Source organism: Sphingobacterium multivorum (genome assembly GCF_039511225.1).
Classification (GTDB): domain Bacteria; phylum Bacteroidota; class Bacteroidia; order Sphingobacteriales; family Sphingobacteriaceae; genus Sphingobacterium.
Genome location: NZ_CP154261.1, coordinates 469,060 through 484,677, shown reverse-complemented (window position 1 = coordinate 484,677; position 15,618 = coordinate 469,060). Strand labels below are relative to the sequence as shown.

The 15,618-nt window shown below is 40.2% G+C and carries 16 protein-coding genes; 9 read left to right on the top strand and 7 right to left on the bottom strand.

The features are described 5' to 3' along the window. Position 1 precedes the first annotated feature (1 nt). The 5 genes from ureB to AAH582_RS01825 all read right to left on the bottom strand — a co-directional run bounded on the left by ureB (position 2) and on the right by AAH582_RS01825 (position 4,128). Positions 2-373 carry an urease subunit beta gene (ureB, locus tag AAH582_RS01845; RefSeq protein ID WP_046674790.1) on the bottom strand — a complete coding sequence of 124 codons (372 nt, stop codon included), beginning with the start codon at positions 371-373 and terminating at the stop codon, positions 2-4. Between the two features lie 15 nt (positions 374-388). Then, complete coding sequence (gene ureA / locus AAH582_RS01840) at positions 389-691, bottom strand: urease subunit gamma (protein WP_046674789.1); 303 nt, start codon at positions 689-691, stop codon at positions 389-391. 36 nt (positions 692-727) lie between these two features. Further along, entirely contained in the window at positions 728-1,918 is a 1,191-nt protein-coding gene (locus AAH582_RS01835) for a porin (protein WP_343321089.1), read from the bottom strand. A gap of 157 nt (positions 1,919-2,075) precedes the next feature. Further along, the gene (locus tag AAH582_RS01830) at positions 2,076-3,458 is read right to left on the bottom strand and encodes a sensor histidine kinase (protein WP_046674787.1); all 1,383 of its coding nucleotides are present in this window, start codon (positions 3,456-3,458) and stop codon (positions 2,076-2,078) included. Next, positions 3,448-4,128, bottom strand: coding sequence for a response regulator transcription factor (locus AAH582_RS01825; protein ID WP_046674786.1), 681 nt, complete (start codon positions 4,126-4,128; stop codon positions 3,448-3,450). The genes AAH582_RS01830 and AAH582_RS01825 overlap by 11 nt, the downstream gene beginning before the upstream one ends. Before the next feature lie 405 nt (positions 4,129-4,533). Between AAH582_RS01825 and AAH582_RS01820 the strand changes: the two genes are divergently transcribed. From AAH582_RS01820 to AAH582_RS01795, 6 genes are all read left to right on the top strand, one after another. Then, positions 4,534-5,937 (top strand): WG repeat-containing protein, encoded by a 1,404-nt coding sequence (locus tag AAH582_RS01820; RefSeq protein ID WP_343321088.1) that lies wholly within the window; start codon positions 4,534-4,536, stop codon positions 5,935-5,937. Then, on the top strand, positions 5,927-6,367 hold the full coding sequence (locus tag AAH582_RS01815; RefSeq protein ID WP_286841492.1) for a hypothetical protein: 441 nt from the start codon (positions 5,927-5,929) through the stop codon (positions 6,365-6,367). Before AAH582_RS01820 ends, AAH582_RS01815 begins: the two co-directional genes overlap by 11 nt. 83 nt (positions 6,368-6,450) lie before the next feature. Then, positions 6,451-7,011, top strand: coding sequence for a YeeE/YedE family protein (locus AAH582_RS01810; RefSeq protein ID WP_197084072.1), 561 nt, complete (start codon positions 6,451-6,453; stop codon positions 7,009-7,011). Further along, positions 7,012-7,425, top strand: coding sequence for a DUF6691 family protein (locus AAH582_RS01805; protein WP_046674784.1), 414 nt, complete (start codon positions 7,012-7,014; stop codon positions 7,423-7,425). Positions 7,426-7,509: 84 nt separating this feature from the next. Further along, positions 7,510-8,325, top strand: coding sequence for a sulfite exporter TauE/SafE family protein (locus AAH582_RS01800; RefSeq protein ID WP_343321087.1), 816 nt, complete (start codon positions 7,510-7,512; stop codon positions 8,323-8,325). 11 nt (positions 8,326-8,336) lie between these two features. Then, on the top strand, positions 8,337-9,734 hold the full coding sequence (locus AAH582_RS01795) for an MBL fold metallo-hydrolase (protein ID WP_343321086.1): 1,398 nt from the start codon (positions 8,337-8,339) through the stop codon (positions 9,732-9,734). A 125-nt stretch (positions 9,735-9,859) separates the two neighbouring features. On the opposite strand, the gene AAH582_RS01790 is transcribed toward AAH582_RS01795, so the two are convergent. After that, complete coding sequence (locus AAH582_RS01790; RefSeq protein WP_046674781.1) at positions 9,860-10,717, bottom strand: hypothetical protein; 858 nt, start codon at positions 10,715-10,717, stop codon at positions 9,860-9,862. A 159-nt stretch (positions 10,718-10,876) separates the two neighbouring features. Here AAH582_RS01790 and AAH582_RS01785 point away from each other — a divergent pair, with 159 nt between their 5' ends. Next, positions 10,877-12,754: a M1 family metallopeptidase gene (locus tag AAH582_RS01785; protein ID WP_343321085.1), complete on the top strand. Its 1,878-nt coding sequence runs from the start codon at positions 10,877-10,879 to the stop codon at positions 12,752-12,754. A gap of 115 nt (positions 12,755-12,869) precedes the next feature. On the opposite strand, the gene AAH582_RS01780 is transcribed toward AAH582_RS01785, so the two are convergent. Further along, positions 12,870-14,009, bottom strand: coding sequence for a glycoside hydrolase family protein (locus tag AAH582_RS01780; RefSeq protein ID WP_343321084.1), 1,140 nt, complete (start codon positions 14,007-14,009; stop codon positions 12,870-12,872). A gap of 109 nt (positions 14,010-14,118) precedes the next feature. Between AAH582_RS01780 and AAH582_RS01775 the strand changes: the two genes are divergently transcribed. Next, positions 14,119-14,334 carry a hypothetical protein gene (locus AAH582_RS01775; protein ID WP_343321083.1) on the top strand — a complete coding sequence of 72 codons (216 nt, stop codon included), beginning with the start codon at positions 14,119-14,121 and terminating at the stop codon, positions 14,332-14,334. A gap of 118 nt (positions 14,335-14,452) precedes the next feature. Further along, a complete protein-coding gene (hemW, locus tag AAH582_RS01770; protein WP_343321082.1) occupies positions 14,453-15,580 on the top strand; it encodes a radical SAM family heme chaperone HemW in 1,128 nt (375 codons plus the stop codon). Positions 15,581-15,618: the final 38 nt, after the last annotated feature.

Sequence of the window (15,618 nt, the reverse complement as noted above, 5' to 3'; positions counted from 1 at the left end):
GTTACTTCGATTGTCTGAATTTTAATTTTTTCATTTTATCAATGGCTTTGCTTTTCACCGATTGATCTGTATACTTACCATTTGTCAATCCATTAAAACCGTAGATTTCCTTACTTCCGCCAAATTCAACCAGAACAACTGATTTTTGTTCCCCTGGTTCAAAACGAACAGCGGTACTGGCTGGAATATTCAAGCGCATCCCAAACGCTTTCTCTCTGTCGAAGGAAAGCAACTTGTTGGCTTCAAAGAAATGATAGTGTGAGCCCACCTGAATCGGTCGGTCACCTTCATTTTTCACAACAATGCTTGTGGTTCTGTGCCCAACATTAGCTTTGATTTCCTCTTTTTTTAAAATGTATTCTCCTGGAATCATATCATTCAATATTTATTAACGAATAGGATCATGGACAGTCACCAATTTAGTACCGTCCGGAAAAGTTACTTCGATCTGTACATCATGGATCATTTCGGGGACTCCTTCCATGACTTGGCTCCTTTTCAATAAAGTAGTACCATAAGACATTAAGTCCGCCACAGACCTTCCGTCCCTAGCCTCCTCCATGATCTGGGCACTGATGTAAGCGATACATTCTGGATAATTTAATTTTACCCCGCGTTTCAATCGCTTAGCCGCCAATTCGCCGGCCAAATGCAACAGCAGCTTTTCTGTTTCTCTCGGTGTTAAACGCATAAAAAATAGTTATTTGTTAATTTGTTAAAGGAATTATTATAAAACTGGAATGGTAAAATATGCCCCAAAGGCTAAGCGGTTGTACTGACTTTTAGCCATATCCATATAGCCCTTATAGTTGACGGTGTTACCGACGTAACCTAGATAGAACCGAAGATCCTGGTTATGAAACGGCTTATGTTGCAAAGCCGCAAAATAGGTCCAGTTTTGGCGAAAATTCTTACCGAGTTGCTTATCATCCCGGGATCCCGCGATCTCATAGCCCCCTTTCAAAGCAACCTCCCATTTTTTACTCAAAAATTGATCATAGCGTAATATGGCAGAGCTGTAGTTCACATCTTTGGCCAAGACACGGTTCTCGCCAGTTCGACCATAAAATTCGTTGATCGCGGAAGATGCGATCATCGCGTGGTCCACAGCAAGATAAGAGTACTGTAAATCAAGATATAGCATCTGCTTTGCTGTTTTGAATTTATTCGCTAATGAAACGGCATGATTGGTATGTCCATTTGCAAACTGAGCGATGTTGTAAGACCATTTCGTATTAAAACGTTTGTCCATAAATGCTCCCACCCAAGTGAAATAGGCTCCCATGGGAACACTAGAGCGTTCCAAATCACCTACAGCAAAACCATTTTTTGTATGGAGCTCCATAAAACTATCATTGGTTGTGTTGTAAACTTGCGCATGCAACGAATGATTCGGGTTGACTTCATAGGATAACATTCCACCGACGACAAAGAGATTCAATATACGGTCGACATAATCTGTGAATTTATATTCGTAAATTGGGTTATTTTCGAACTCATAACTCCCGACCATTGCACTTTGCTTACCGGCCGTAACGGACCATTTGAGATCCTTGCCAAATTTGTACTTAATATAAGCCATATCCAAGGCACGCGATCCATTATCCTGACTCGTTGGAGCAAATGACCTATTGAGGCGAAAACGTACTTTATAGGATAATCGATCATTGTATTCCCCGCTCATCAGAATACGGACGTCATCAAGGTTTGCTTTTGCTTGAGAAGCACCCTCGCCATTGTCCGTTTGCAGACCTGCTCTCAACAGGACATCCAATTGAAATGATTTTGCTCTCGCGGGTTCTTTCAGTAGCAAGCTGCTTCTCTGTGCCTGAACAGAGTCCGTTTGGACGTGCTCCTGCGCATGCAATGATGCTACGCCAATCCCAAGTGTTGTAAAAAGTAAACGTGTTTTTTTCATCCTTATAGTGTATTCCTCTAGGGTAAAGAAGCCATCCCGGGGTTTCAAAACAGAATTCGATTCAAAACAACAAGATAGATCCATGCTTTATACTTATCTCCGGTACAAGTATATCACAGCCACCTAAAAATGGAATAAGGATGAGATTAAAATGAAATTAGAAAGGAGTTTTTGGAATTGTAACAACGACCAAAGTGCCTTGACCTTCCGTTGAATGGAGGAGCAATTCAGCACCATGGAGGTCAAAGATATTTTTGGCTAAAACAAGCCCCAAACCATTGCCATAGATATCACCGACATTAGAAGCGCGGTAAAAAGAGGTAAAAATATGTGGCTGGTCTTTTTTAGGAATACCGATCCCTTGATCAAACACTTTTATCGTAATATTTTTGCTATCGCTACGTATTGCTACGCCAACCTGCAGTCCATTGCCGTACTTAAATGCATTTGAAATAATATTGCTAAAGGCAATAAAAAACAGATCCGGATTCGCCAAAACCGTAAGTTCATCACTATCTTCTGGAATTTCTGTTAGATCAAAAGAAAGCTTGAGGTCCTTATGAATACTTTTTTCCGCTTTATAAATTTCATAGAGTAACTCGTCAATTCGAATAATTTCTTTATTGTCCACCTCCCCCTTGAAACCCATGCGAGATAGCTGCAAAAGATTATTGATAATCAACTCCATTTTATCCGCATATTTTGCGATAGTCTCCAGGGAATAATAGGCTTCATGCTCTTTCGACAAGAGCTGTTGCGCCAATTCGGCTTCTCCCCCAATAATTGTAAGTGGGGTTTTTAGCGAATGTGAGGCATTTCCGATAAAACTCTGTTGCGATTGAACCGAAATATCCAATCGGTTAAGCATTGAATTTAAGTTTGCAATCAAAACACCCAATTCATCTTTGCTATTACTGAATTTACTGAACAGGCGATGGTCTAAATGGGCGATATCAACTTTATCTAAATCATTGTTGATATCTTTAATAGGTTTCAATAATCGGTCAGCAAAGTAAAAAGACATGAGTACGATTAAAAAAATCGCCAAAATCCCACCTGTGATCAGGGTACGATCCAATTGACGCTGTTCCTCATGACCGTAGTCATCGATCCCTTCCGATACAACAATCAAATTCTCGTGGTGAAGATGATCTTGAAAGAATACCGCTACAAAAGCAGTCTTACCATGCATGTATCTTCCCTTTCCATGGCGAATGACGTCGGTATAGAATGTTTCGGGCATGGGCAACTCAGGCCGCATTTGAACACGATCACTTCCCTTAACAACACGAATAAGATGGTCTGTTCCCTCAGATAATTGTTTCAGGTATTTACGTTTTACCTGAATATAGAGCGCTCTATTTTCATCCTTTTGATGGACGATGTGATCTCCAACAATTACGGCATTCTCTTCTAGCCGATGAAAAAATTTAGTTTGCAGACTGTCGTAGGTGAAATAAGACACATAAATGGCAAAAACAACAAGCAGCAGGGTACTGATGATAGAAAATAGAAGAACTATTTTGGTCCTAATTTTCATGACGGATTACATAGCCCATACCAATCACTGTATGGATAAGTTTACGTGAAAATTGTTTATCGATCTTTTTCCGCAGGTAATTCACATATACGTCAACAACATTGGTACTTAAGTCAACATCCATACCCCATACTTCCTCCAGGATATCGATCCGGCTCAATACCTTATTTCGGTTGAGCATTAAAAATTCAAGTAGACGAAATTCAGTAGCGGTAAGAATAATAGGACAATTGGCACGTTGAACCGATTTGCTGTCTCTATCCAATTGAAGATCGTCAAATACCAATATATTTTTCTGCTCGGTCACTGTTTTGGATTTGCGGCTGTAGCGGCTGATTCGAGCCTTTAATTCCTCTAAACGGAAGGGCTTCGTCAAGTAATCATCCGCATCCCTGTCAAATGCCTCGACGATGTCCTCTGTTTGATTTAATGCCGTCAAGATAATAATGGGGACTTCATTGTTAGACATCCGAATGTTTTTACAGACATCCAAACCGTTCATACCAGGCAACATTACATCCAACAGGATAAGGTCATAATGGTTCAATCCCGCCATTTTTAGACCAGTATAACCATCCATAGCAATACTAATATGATAGCCTTCTTCTTTTAAGCCTCTTTCGATCAATGATATGACAGATGGTTCGTCCTCTATTAGTAATAGTTCCACAGGTATCTTTTTTAAACAGTAAAAAATTCGAGGTTTGTAAAATACAAAATTAACATGTCTCCTTTTCTCAAAAAGCTACATTCTTAAATTATTTTCGCTTTTTCTTGACGATTATATGATAATAACCCATAAAATTAGTATAAAAACACATACCCCCTCAAGATCCCTTAACCATCGCCCTAATATCAATTTACTTTACATGATATAAAAAATATGTCCCCCTCTAGGTCTCTACTCAAAGGACGAGGCTACGTCTATCCCCCGAAAAAATAAGCACAGACCAAAAATCGGATTTTAAATATCCAAACACAATAATATCTATTTTTGAAAGAATTTCCACAAATAACGAAAGATTATTTCAAAAACCAATTGAATTTCAATATTTTTGTAGCTCAAAATCACACAATGAAACAATTTATCCTTTGTTTACAGTTGGCGTTTTTACTCTTTATAGGACAAGGACACGCTCAAGAGAAACTATATAAAATTTCATATCAATTTGCTGACCCTGAAACGGGCACAGATACAGCATCTTCAGAATTTATCAAAATATTGGCTGGGAATAAGGAAGTATTAATGCAGGCCTTCATCGCGAAAGACCAGATGCGCATTGAAAGTTTATTATTCGGAAAATCTATACAGATCAGCAATATCATCGAAGGGAGTTCTTTTCTACTGGATGAAATAAATAAAACCTATACCGCAACAGAACTGGCTACGGGCAAACTCATTGAGACTTCCGCAAACGAAGGCGATAATTACGCCTATTCAGGGGACTTTGAGATCAGCTTAATTCCCAATCAAAAGAAAATAATTGCAGGAATTACCTGCGAAAAAGCGACATTCAATCTAACGGGTAGCCAAGACCAACAAACAGAAATTACCGTTTGGTATGCACCCAAATTACCAAAGTTATACTGGGGCACTTACGATTATCTCGAAAAAGTGCCTGGGGCAGCGCTCTATATCGGATCGGCGGGTTTAGGAATTCAGGCCACTAAAGTCGAGGAGATACCATTCGACCAATCGCTCTTTGAAATTCCAGCGGATTACGAAGAAGGTGAAGTTACAGACGAAGCTGTAGATTCCACACTAAACGACCATCTATCTTGGTATCAAGATTCCAGTACATCATATTTTGGTGTACAGGACAGCTTAGGAAACAAATTAACACCAGCAAAATATACGGCAATATATAGCTATGTAGGAGACTATGCCATCGTAAACGATGCAGCGCAAATGTTTGGCTTGATAGATCTCCATGGCAAAGAAGTTATTCCATGTCAATATGAATCGCTCAGTTTAGAAACCGAAGGCGGTCCTGTGGTTTATATGAGCGATCTTAAGTATGGACTTCTGGATAAAAACGGTAAAATATTGCTGAAGGCGAAGTATGACTTTATTTCAGTACCTAGCCCAGCATACGCACTTTTTACGGAAGGAGAATACACGGGTATTATTGATCAAAAAGGCACTGTTTTACTTCCTGCCAAATATGAGACCATTTCAGATTATCGCGATAATCTCGCGTTAATTATCGTCAACCAATCCTACCAGCTTATTGATAAAACGGGGCACAATCAACTTAAAACGGATTATGAATTTCTGTCTTTTGCAGGAGAGAAACTTCTTTTAGCCTTTAAAGACGACAAGTACGGATACATTGATTACACAGGAAAAGTCGTGGTCCCAATTAAATTTCAGAACGCCCAAGCTTTTGACAACGGGCTAGCGCTTGTAACGGAGGATCTAGAGAATTTTTACTATATTGACGCAAAAGGGAAGTTTATCAAGAAATATGAAGAGTAATCCACAGACATTCCACTTGTCGACATTGCATCGTGGAAAATACATGTTAATCTTGCTGGTTTCAATCTTTTTGATCGGAATGGGCATGTCTAAAGTTCCCATACAAGAAATTCTCAAGATTATTGTTGCTCTTTTAATGATCCCTTTAGCACTGTATTTGGCCATAAAGTGTTCGACTTTATCATCGACTTGGGTCTTGGACGAAAATACACTGCAGATAAGCAATGCTAAAAAAACAATCGTTTTCCCTCTGAATAATATTTCTCATATCAGGAATCTTAAACGTTCTGGCGGCAACCTGATCATTATCAACCAAAACAAAGGACCGGCTTTTCGTACTTGGCGCAACAAATTGTTTCAAAAAGAAGATGATCTTCCTCTGCTAACCGAAGCCTTAAAGACCGCAGACATCGAATATTACGACCTATAAATTCTTTCTTCCTTCGGTAACATTTGTTACAGGCTTTTGCAAAGGCAGTATGTACCTTTGTAACATCACTTAAGAACATTGTTATGCTATTGGAATACATTAAACAACCGTGGCCCTGGTATATTTCAGGACCTTTAATTGCACTGGTCATGTACCTGCTGCTCAAACAGGGGAAGGATTTTGGCATGTCCAATAACCTACGTACCATGTGTACTGTATTAGGTGCCGGAAAAACTTCCTCTTTTTTCAGATTCGATTGGAAGACCCAATCATGGAATTTATTGGTGGTACTCGGGACAGCCATTGGCGGTTTTATTGCACATCATTTTCTGAGCGATGGCACTGCAAGCCAGATTAATCCCAAAAGTGTTGCCGATCTAAAAGAGCTCGGTATTATCGACCAGCTACAAGGCTACCTTCCTGAATCCATATTCGTTTTCGACGGATCTTTGTTTCAGTTTCTAATTTTAAGTATTGGCGGTGTATTGATCGGATTTGGAACACGCTATGCTGGTGGATGTTCATCAGGCCATGCTATTTCTGGGCTTAGCAATTTTCAGCTTCCTTCTTTGATTGCCGTTATAGGTTTCTTCCTAGGCGGGATCATCATGGTTCATTTTTTATTCCCACTAATTTTCGCATAAATGAAAGCACTAAAATTTATTTCCATCGGTATACTGTTTGGAATCATCTTATACAAATCGGAAGCCGCATCATGGTATAGAATCTACGAAATGTTTCAATTTCGTTCCTTCCATATGTATGGGATCATCGGTACGGCACTGACCACAGCAATTATAATCGTACAGATCATCAAGAGAAAGCGAATCAAAGATAGTAACGGGATGGAAATCGCATTCTATGACAAAGACAAAAGTATTACACGATACCTGGTCGGAGGAACAATCTTTGGCTTGGGATGGGCATTGACAGGCGCTTGTCCGGGACCAATGTTTGCCCTAATCGGTGCCGGTTATTGGACGATAGGAATTGTTCTTCTTTTTGCTTTGTTGGGTACTTGGCTTTATGGGCTATTGCGCAATAAGTTGCCGCATTAGTTTTAACAAACTGCGTTATATCAAATACCTCATATATCCGAAGCCTGAGGCCTGTACAAGGAGTTTAAATTTTAGAGAGAGAACATGGAATTAATATTTATAGCTGGTTTTATATTAGCTGTTCTGGTCGGGCTATCAATGGGTTTGATGGGTAGCGGTGGAAGTATTCTAACATTGCCCATCTTTGTTTATATTTTTCATATAGAACCTCAATATGCATTGGACTATTCGCTGTTTTCTATTGGAATATTAGCTTTGGTCGGATCAATTTCTCCGTTGCGAAAAAGAGAAATTGATCTGAAAACGACGGCCATTTTTCTCTTTCCATCGCTAATTTCGGTCTATTTGACTAAGCGTTATCTGCTTGTAGCCATACCAGAGTCATTCAAGCTGGGCGAAATAACGATCTCCAGAAACCATATCATCATGTTACTTTTCTCGATGGTGATTCTGATTTCTGCAACAGCAATGGTGCGAAGACGTAAACAGGTTCAGCATGATCGATTCAAGGGCGGAATTGGCCAGATTTTCAACGTTGTCCTCGTCGGATTGCTCGTCGGTGTCATGACTGGTTTGGTTGGCGCGGGAGGAGGCTTTATCATTGTACCTGCCCTCGTTTTACTCTTAGGAATCCCACTTAAGCAGGCCATTGCCACTTCGTTGTTTATCATCGGTTTAAACGCTTCATTCGGTTTGATCGCGAATTATCAGTTCCTAGAACATATGAATTGGTTTATATTAGTTACCTTTACCTTAATCACTTTAGTCGGCCTCCAAATTGGCTCCAAATGGAAAGACAAACTAGACGCAGCAAAATTAAAAGGTATTTTTGGATACTTTTTAATTAGTATCGGCATCTTAATCTTTGCTTTCGAATTCATTCAATTTGTAAATCATTAAAATCACACGTTATGTTTTTTCAACACATTTTTGAGTCATCTTTAGCACATTCGAGTTACATTATTGGTTGTCAAGCCAAGGGTGTCGCTATTGTCATTGACCCTAAAAGAGATGTAGACAGCTATCTTGAGATTGCACAAAAGAATAATCTGACCATAACGCATATTGCGGAAACACATATCCATGCCGACTACCTTTCAGGTACGCTAGAGTTAGCCGCATTGACAGGCGCCCAACCTTATCTATCCGATGAAGGTGGAGAAGATTGGCACTATGAATTCCCACATATTGGATTAAAACATGGCGATCAATTTCACGTTGGAAATCTGATTTTCCAGGTTATCCATACACCCGGACATACGCCCGAGAGTATCAGTTTTGTATTGATTGATACGCCTGCAACTATGGAGCCGGTCATGCTATTTACAGGTGATTTTGTGTTTGTTGGAGATATCGGACGCCCAGATCTGTTGGAAAATGCAGCGGGAATGGTCGGAACCAAGGAAATTGGGGCCCACCAAATGTACCGATCGTTACAACATTTCCTGACGCTACCTGATTATATTCAGGTATGGCCCGCGCATGGTGCCGGATCCGCGTGTGGAAAGGCGCTGGGCGCCGTTCCGAGTTCAACAGTTGGTTATGAAAAAATACGCAACTGGGCACTTCAATACCAAAACAACGAAACAGCCTTCGTGGAAGAACTATTATCAGGACAGCCCGAACCGCCACGCTATTTTGCCATGATGAAAAAACTCAACAAAATAGAACGGCCATTGCAGACGGCAGTTCCTCAGTACAACAAGTTAACGAACGAGACTTTTCTGGATTTATACCACCAAGGAACAACCGTCATTGATACACGCTACAAGTTTGACTTTGCCAAAGGGTATCTCCCCAATAGCATCAATATTCAGAACAACAAAACATTTAATACCTGGGCTGGCTGGATCCTTAATTACACAGATCCGTTTATACTCATTGTAGCAGAAAATCAATTGGACGATATTGCCCGCAAGCTTATGCGCATTGGATTGGATCAAGTCGCTGGATACGTTACGCCAGATACGATTTCGCATTTGGGAATTGCATTGGAGCATCAGCAACTCATCGGTTTCGAAGAGATGAATAGTGCATTGGGCAAATCCGATATCCAAATACTTGATGTGCGCAATTCTAGTGAGTTTGCAGAGGGGCATTTACCTCATGCTACTCATATCTTTGTCGGTACAATTGCAGACAATCTCCACAAAATTGACCAGAACAAACAGCTGTACCTGCACTGTCAGTCTGGAGACCGCGCAACCATAGCAGCATCCATATTGGCGAAAAACGGCATTAAGGACGTCAAAATTTATAGTCCTTCCATCAATGAATGGAAATTAAAGGGCGGAACTTTGGTGCAATAACCTTTAAAAAAAGATCCCAGGAATGTTTATCCTGGGATCTTTTTTTGAAGAATCAAACGATACCATCGAATTTGAGCTGCCAATGCATACGATAAGGAGCAACTCAACTCGGCAGTATGGTTCGTTTATAGACTATTTCTATTGATCCGCAAGAATTCGATAACCTCATCTTTCTTCTCTTCCATCTTGCCTTTCTTTTCCGTAAATTGATGATTATAGATGGTCAGATACTGATGGTCGTCCGTTTCAGATTCATATAATTCGGCAGTAGCAAAAGACAGATGTTCTTCATCATCCGAAAGATGATCATACACATAGGCAAAATCATGATTGCCCAAGGAGCTTACGACGGCGTCTTTATCCGCCACGAATTTTAACCTTCCGGGCAATGTCCGTTTATTCATCCAGACTTCGTCTTTTTCAGAGAAAGGATAAATGGTAATACCCCGAAAAGCCATAATAATTGGAGTAATCAGAATAATACCCATCTCAATCGCCCACACGGCCCACAACATACCACCGGAAACCGGGCTCTTTTTCAAGGTAAAGGTACCGACTTCGTTTAAACCTTGCATCGCTTCCCAAATAAATGAAGGGTGTAAGAAAAAGGCTTTGAACCCTTCCAGATTGAAAGATGATTTTACCCAGGTATCTCCGCCCATGGTTCCTTCCGCATTGTACATCAGCGAAACGAAAAGAGCCCATTGGGCATAAAAAGCTAAAAGCGCGACTAGCAAAGTGATCAATACTGCAATGCCCTTATTTCTTAATTTCCATTTTTTGAAACAGAAATTCAGCACATAGAATATCCCAGCACCAAATCCCAATGTAATAAATACATTAAAATAAATAATAGGGATAAACCACTGCAAAGCGATGTAAACAATTGCCAATACAACGGCACTAATTGTGCCTAGCACAAGAGATCCGATAAATGCCAAAGCAGGAGCCTTTCCCGAGGGCTTATAATATAGATTTTCCATAAAAACAGTAAAATTGATTTTTAACTTAACAGTTAAATTCCCTAACCAAAACCAAGCCAATTCCCAAAGAACAGTCAACTTTCGTCAAGATTTGATGACATTAACTTCGTTACATTCGTTTAAGTGCCATTTATTGAGACAATTTTGTAAGTTTGGGGCATGAAAATCAAAATAATATCCTTTTTTACACTTGCATGTGTATTGAATATTTGGGGGGCAGTAGCGAAGGCCCAAAGAAAAGGATTCTGGCAACAGAAAGTTGACTACCATATGGATGTCAACGTGGATGAAAAAGCATATCAGTACGATGGAAAAATGACCTTGAAGTACAGCAATAATTCAGGGCAGTCACTTAAAAAAGTATATTTCCATTTATATTTCAATGCTTTTCAACCAGGATCGATGATGGATTACCGCTTAAAAAACATCAGTGATCCAGACAAGCGCATGGTGACCAACCTTGGCACAAAAGAAAAGCCGGTATATCAAAGCCGCATCGGAGAGCTTAAGACCAATCAAATTGGTTATCAAAAAATCAAAAGCTTAACAATGAATGGGGCTAACACATCATTTAAAATTGACGGAACGATCTTGGAGGTCGCTTTACCAACTCCTATCCAAGATGGCGAAACAGCACGTTTTGATATGGAGTGGACCGCACAAGTTCCGGAACAAATCAGAAGAACTGGCCGGAATTCTGCCGAAGGTGTAGCATTATCTATGGCGCAATGGTATCCGAAGATGGCCCAATTCGATGAATTCGGCTGGCATTTGGATGAATATACAGGCCGTGAATTTATTGCTCCTTTTGGCAATTTTGACGTCACCATACACCTCAATAAAAATTATGTTGTTGGTGCCTCAGGTGTTCTTCAAAACCCATCAGAGGTCAAAGGTTATCAACAGAAAGCGAAAGTAAAAGCCGTCGACAATAAAGCGACCTGGCACTATAGAGCCCAAAATATCCATGATTTTGTCTGGGCCGCAGACCCCAAATTTGTTGTGGATTCCGCTTCAAGTAAAAATGGTATAAAAGTATATACCGTATTCTTGCCAACAGACAAAGAAGTTATTTCAAATTGGAAAACAGCAATAGGTCTTTCTACCGAATTCTTTGACTTCTGTAGTGCGAAGTTTGGTAAATATCCATGGCCAACTTATACCATCATTCAGGGTGGCGATGGTGGTATGGAGTATGGCACAGCTACTCTGATCACAGGCGGCCGCAATCTAAAAAGTCTTGTTGGTGTCATATTCCATGAATCGGCACACTCCTGGTACCAACAACTGTTTGGGATCAATGAAACCGTAGATGAATGGTTTGATGAAGGTTTCACCTCCTATGTCGAAGAGTTGGCCATGCAACATATCTTTGAAAAAAGAGGTGCTATTGCCTCCAACCCACAAATTGCCGCCTACCGTGGCTACTATAAATTGGCCCTTTCAGGGAAAGAAGAACCGATGAGCTTACTGGCAGATTATTATAACACCAACTATGGCTACAGCAACGAAGCATACAACAAAGGTGCCGTGCTTGCAGAACAGTTGGGGTATATTATTGGTCAGGAAAATTTAGAAAAAACCTTCTTGAAATTTTATGACATCTGGAAGTTTAAACATCCGACACCAAATGATTTTAAACGCGTTGCTGAAGAGGTTTCCGGCATCAACTTAAAATGGTATTTCAACCTATTTATCAATACAACACGTCAAATCGATTACGCTATTGAAAAAGTAACAGATACAGATATTCTGTTGGTTAATAAGTCAAATTTTGCCATGCCACTGGATGTGCTGGTAGAATACACAGATGGAAGCAAAGAGTTATTTTATATCCCTTTGCGTGAGATGCGCGGCGAAAAACCGGAAGAGCATTTTGACATATACAAAGATGTTAAAAGAATCGTGCTTGAGGATTGGTTCTGGACCAAACCCGACTATACTATCCATGTGTCGAAAACACCAAAAACGGTAACAATTGATCCTTCATTACGCTTAGCGGATGTAGAATCGGCAAACAACAGTTTTAGCAAGTAACCAAATAACTACAGGTACGTCCCCATTATCTGAACAGATCGGGGTAAAAAAAACTTCCAAACCACTTCACATATACCTGGTTTGGAAGCTTTTTTTGCTAATCACCTAACCTGAATTAGGTATTCTTAAGAGGAATAACCATATTCCATGTGCGTTCAAATTGATAGGGCGCCGAACCATCTCCCGTAGCAGCAAACAAATGCGTAGGTTTCCCATTTTCAAATAATAAAAACGGTCGTTCAAAATTGGCCTGATGACTCGTTGTGCCATCATCCCATTGAATCGTTTTCGAATAAGCTTTTACAGATTTCGAAAGATGCCAATCTATACCATCTTTCGAATAAGCGTGTATTCCGCCCCCCTCTTCACCGCAGATCTTTCCGTAACGGTCCTTCATAATAAGTTCAAACTGCTGACCATTATGCCACACAAATGGATCCTCAACATCGTTTTCATGGTTTTGGTCCGTATGGAATGAAAAAATGGGCTTGTCCGACAAACGGCGATAAGGTCCGAGAAAAGAATCTGCTTGTGCAGCTCCCAATAGAAGTGGCGGATTATAATTTAAGGGGGAAGATTTATACACTAAATAAACCTTTCCGTTCGGTAAGACAACTGGCGAAGGGTTCGATGTAATGGAGGCATCCCATTCTCCTTTCCGCGGATTCAGAATCGGTTGATCAACTCGTTTCCATGGCCCTGCAATTGATCTGGAATAGGCCATTCCAATACGTTTATGCATCCAGGCTTTCTGGCCTAGGCCCGACTCCCATACATTTTCTGTAAAGGCGGGACTTGGCTCATCGTAGTTATTGCCAAAGTAATAAAGTACATAATAATCACCGCTTTTTACAATGCGCGGATTGTGTGTTGTACAGCCATCAAAATATTGCTTCCCCCGAGCAGGCAGTACAACTTCAACAAATTCATATGGCCCTTCAGGGGTATCTGAAATAGCCCTGACGACTTCTGAGTTTGTCACCCAATTACCAAAACCATATTGTTTGCTCCAACGCGAAGCAAACATATGATATCGTCCATCCTCTCCTTTTATAACCGAAGGATCCCAAATCCAATAATCTTTCATCGCAAATCCGCCGCCTTTTGGTGCCGGTAACAACCGATCGATAAAAGAGTCCTGCTTAATAAAAGAGTCTTTAGGACTAGCCCCAAACGCATATCCATGGTTTGAAAACAGGAAGAGGCCGGAAACACCAGCAACATTTTTTAGAAAGTCTCGACGGGAGGTTTTCATACATTTTACTTTTATTAGAAGAAAATAATTCGTTTTCTAATCTATTTGATCGGCTCCCATGAAATAATTAACACGAGGCTGATACCCACAGTTTTTCAGAAAGAAACTCTTGAATTCACTTTCCTTCATCAGACATGAGGTGTTATATTGGTACTTCTACAAAAATATCGACAACAAGATAACGAATAACCAGCTCGTTGTCAACCTTCTTGTGGATGATTCTTCCATCCTATTGCACTTTCTTTTTGAATCCTATAATGAACTGTGGAAAAGTCCAACAGCTATCTTACCCGGAATTTATTCGGCTAGTGGCTACCGGAAATAGTTAAACCTATAAATTCCTCTTGCATCTAGGCATAAGTCTAGAAAAGATTTCAGGTATGCATACTCGAAAGAAGAAAAAATAAAGGGCGGTTTGGTCAGGTCTTGGTATATTTGTCCCCATGATTTATGTCCATATCCCCTTCTGTAAACAGGCTTGTCATTATTGTGACTTCCATTTTAGCACTTCACTACGATACAAAAGTGAGATGATCAATGCCATACGACGGGAAATTGAGCTCAGGGCAGCCTATTTGGAAGACAAAAAGGTCGAATCGATCTATTTTGGTGGCGGTACCCCTTCTTTACTGGAAGCGGATGAGATCGCGCAGATCATCGATACAATAGGGAAGCATTTTGACATCGCAAATCATGCTGAAATTACACTGGAAGCTAATCCCGACGATCTAAATGCCGCCAAAGTAAACAGTCTGCGGAATACAGCAATCAATCGATTCAGCATAGGCATACAGTCTTTTTTTGAAGAGGATCTCAAATGGATGAACAGAGCACATAATCAACAGGAAGCACTGGCTTCAATTATGCGGGTGCAAGATGCGGGCTTTGAAAATATTACCTGTGATCTTATTTATGGCTATCCTTTACTGACTGACGAGAAATGGCGCCACAATATGCAACAGCTGATTGACTTTGAAATTCCCCATATTTCTTCGTATTCCATGACTGTAGAAAATAAGACAGCATTGGATCACTTCATTAAAAAAGGCTTAAGTCCAGCAATCGATTCGGATCAGGCTGCGGATCAGATGAGCCTTCTTATCCATACATTGAAAGCTGCGGGATATGAACAATATGAAATTTCCAATTTTGCAAAAAATGGCCTTTATGCGCGTCACAATACAAATTATTGGAAAGGTAAACATTATCTTGGTATAGGCCCTTCGGCACATTCGTTCAATGGAATTTCCAGAGCCTGGAATGTTTCCAACAATGCGAAATATTTAACCTCAATCAATTCAAACCAACTTCCCCTGGAAATTGAGGAGCTTTCTACACTGGACCAAATCAACGAAAGCATCATGACTTCGTTGAGAACCATGTGGGGGCTCGATTTGATTGTGCTGGAAAGTAAATTCGGACAATCTGTCAAAAACCGCGTATTAAATGATGCAAAGCCATTTCTGACAGCGGGCAATCTCGTTTTGGAGGACAATAAGTTACGCTTGACAGATGTAGGTAAATTAATGGCCGATCACATCATGTCTGACCTATTCATTATAGAAGATTAGCAATTTAAATAGCTAAATATTGTTAAATTATTAATATT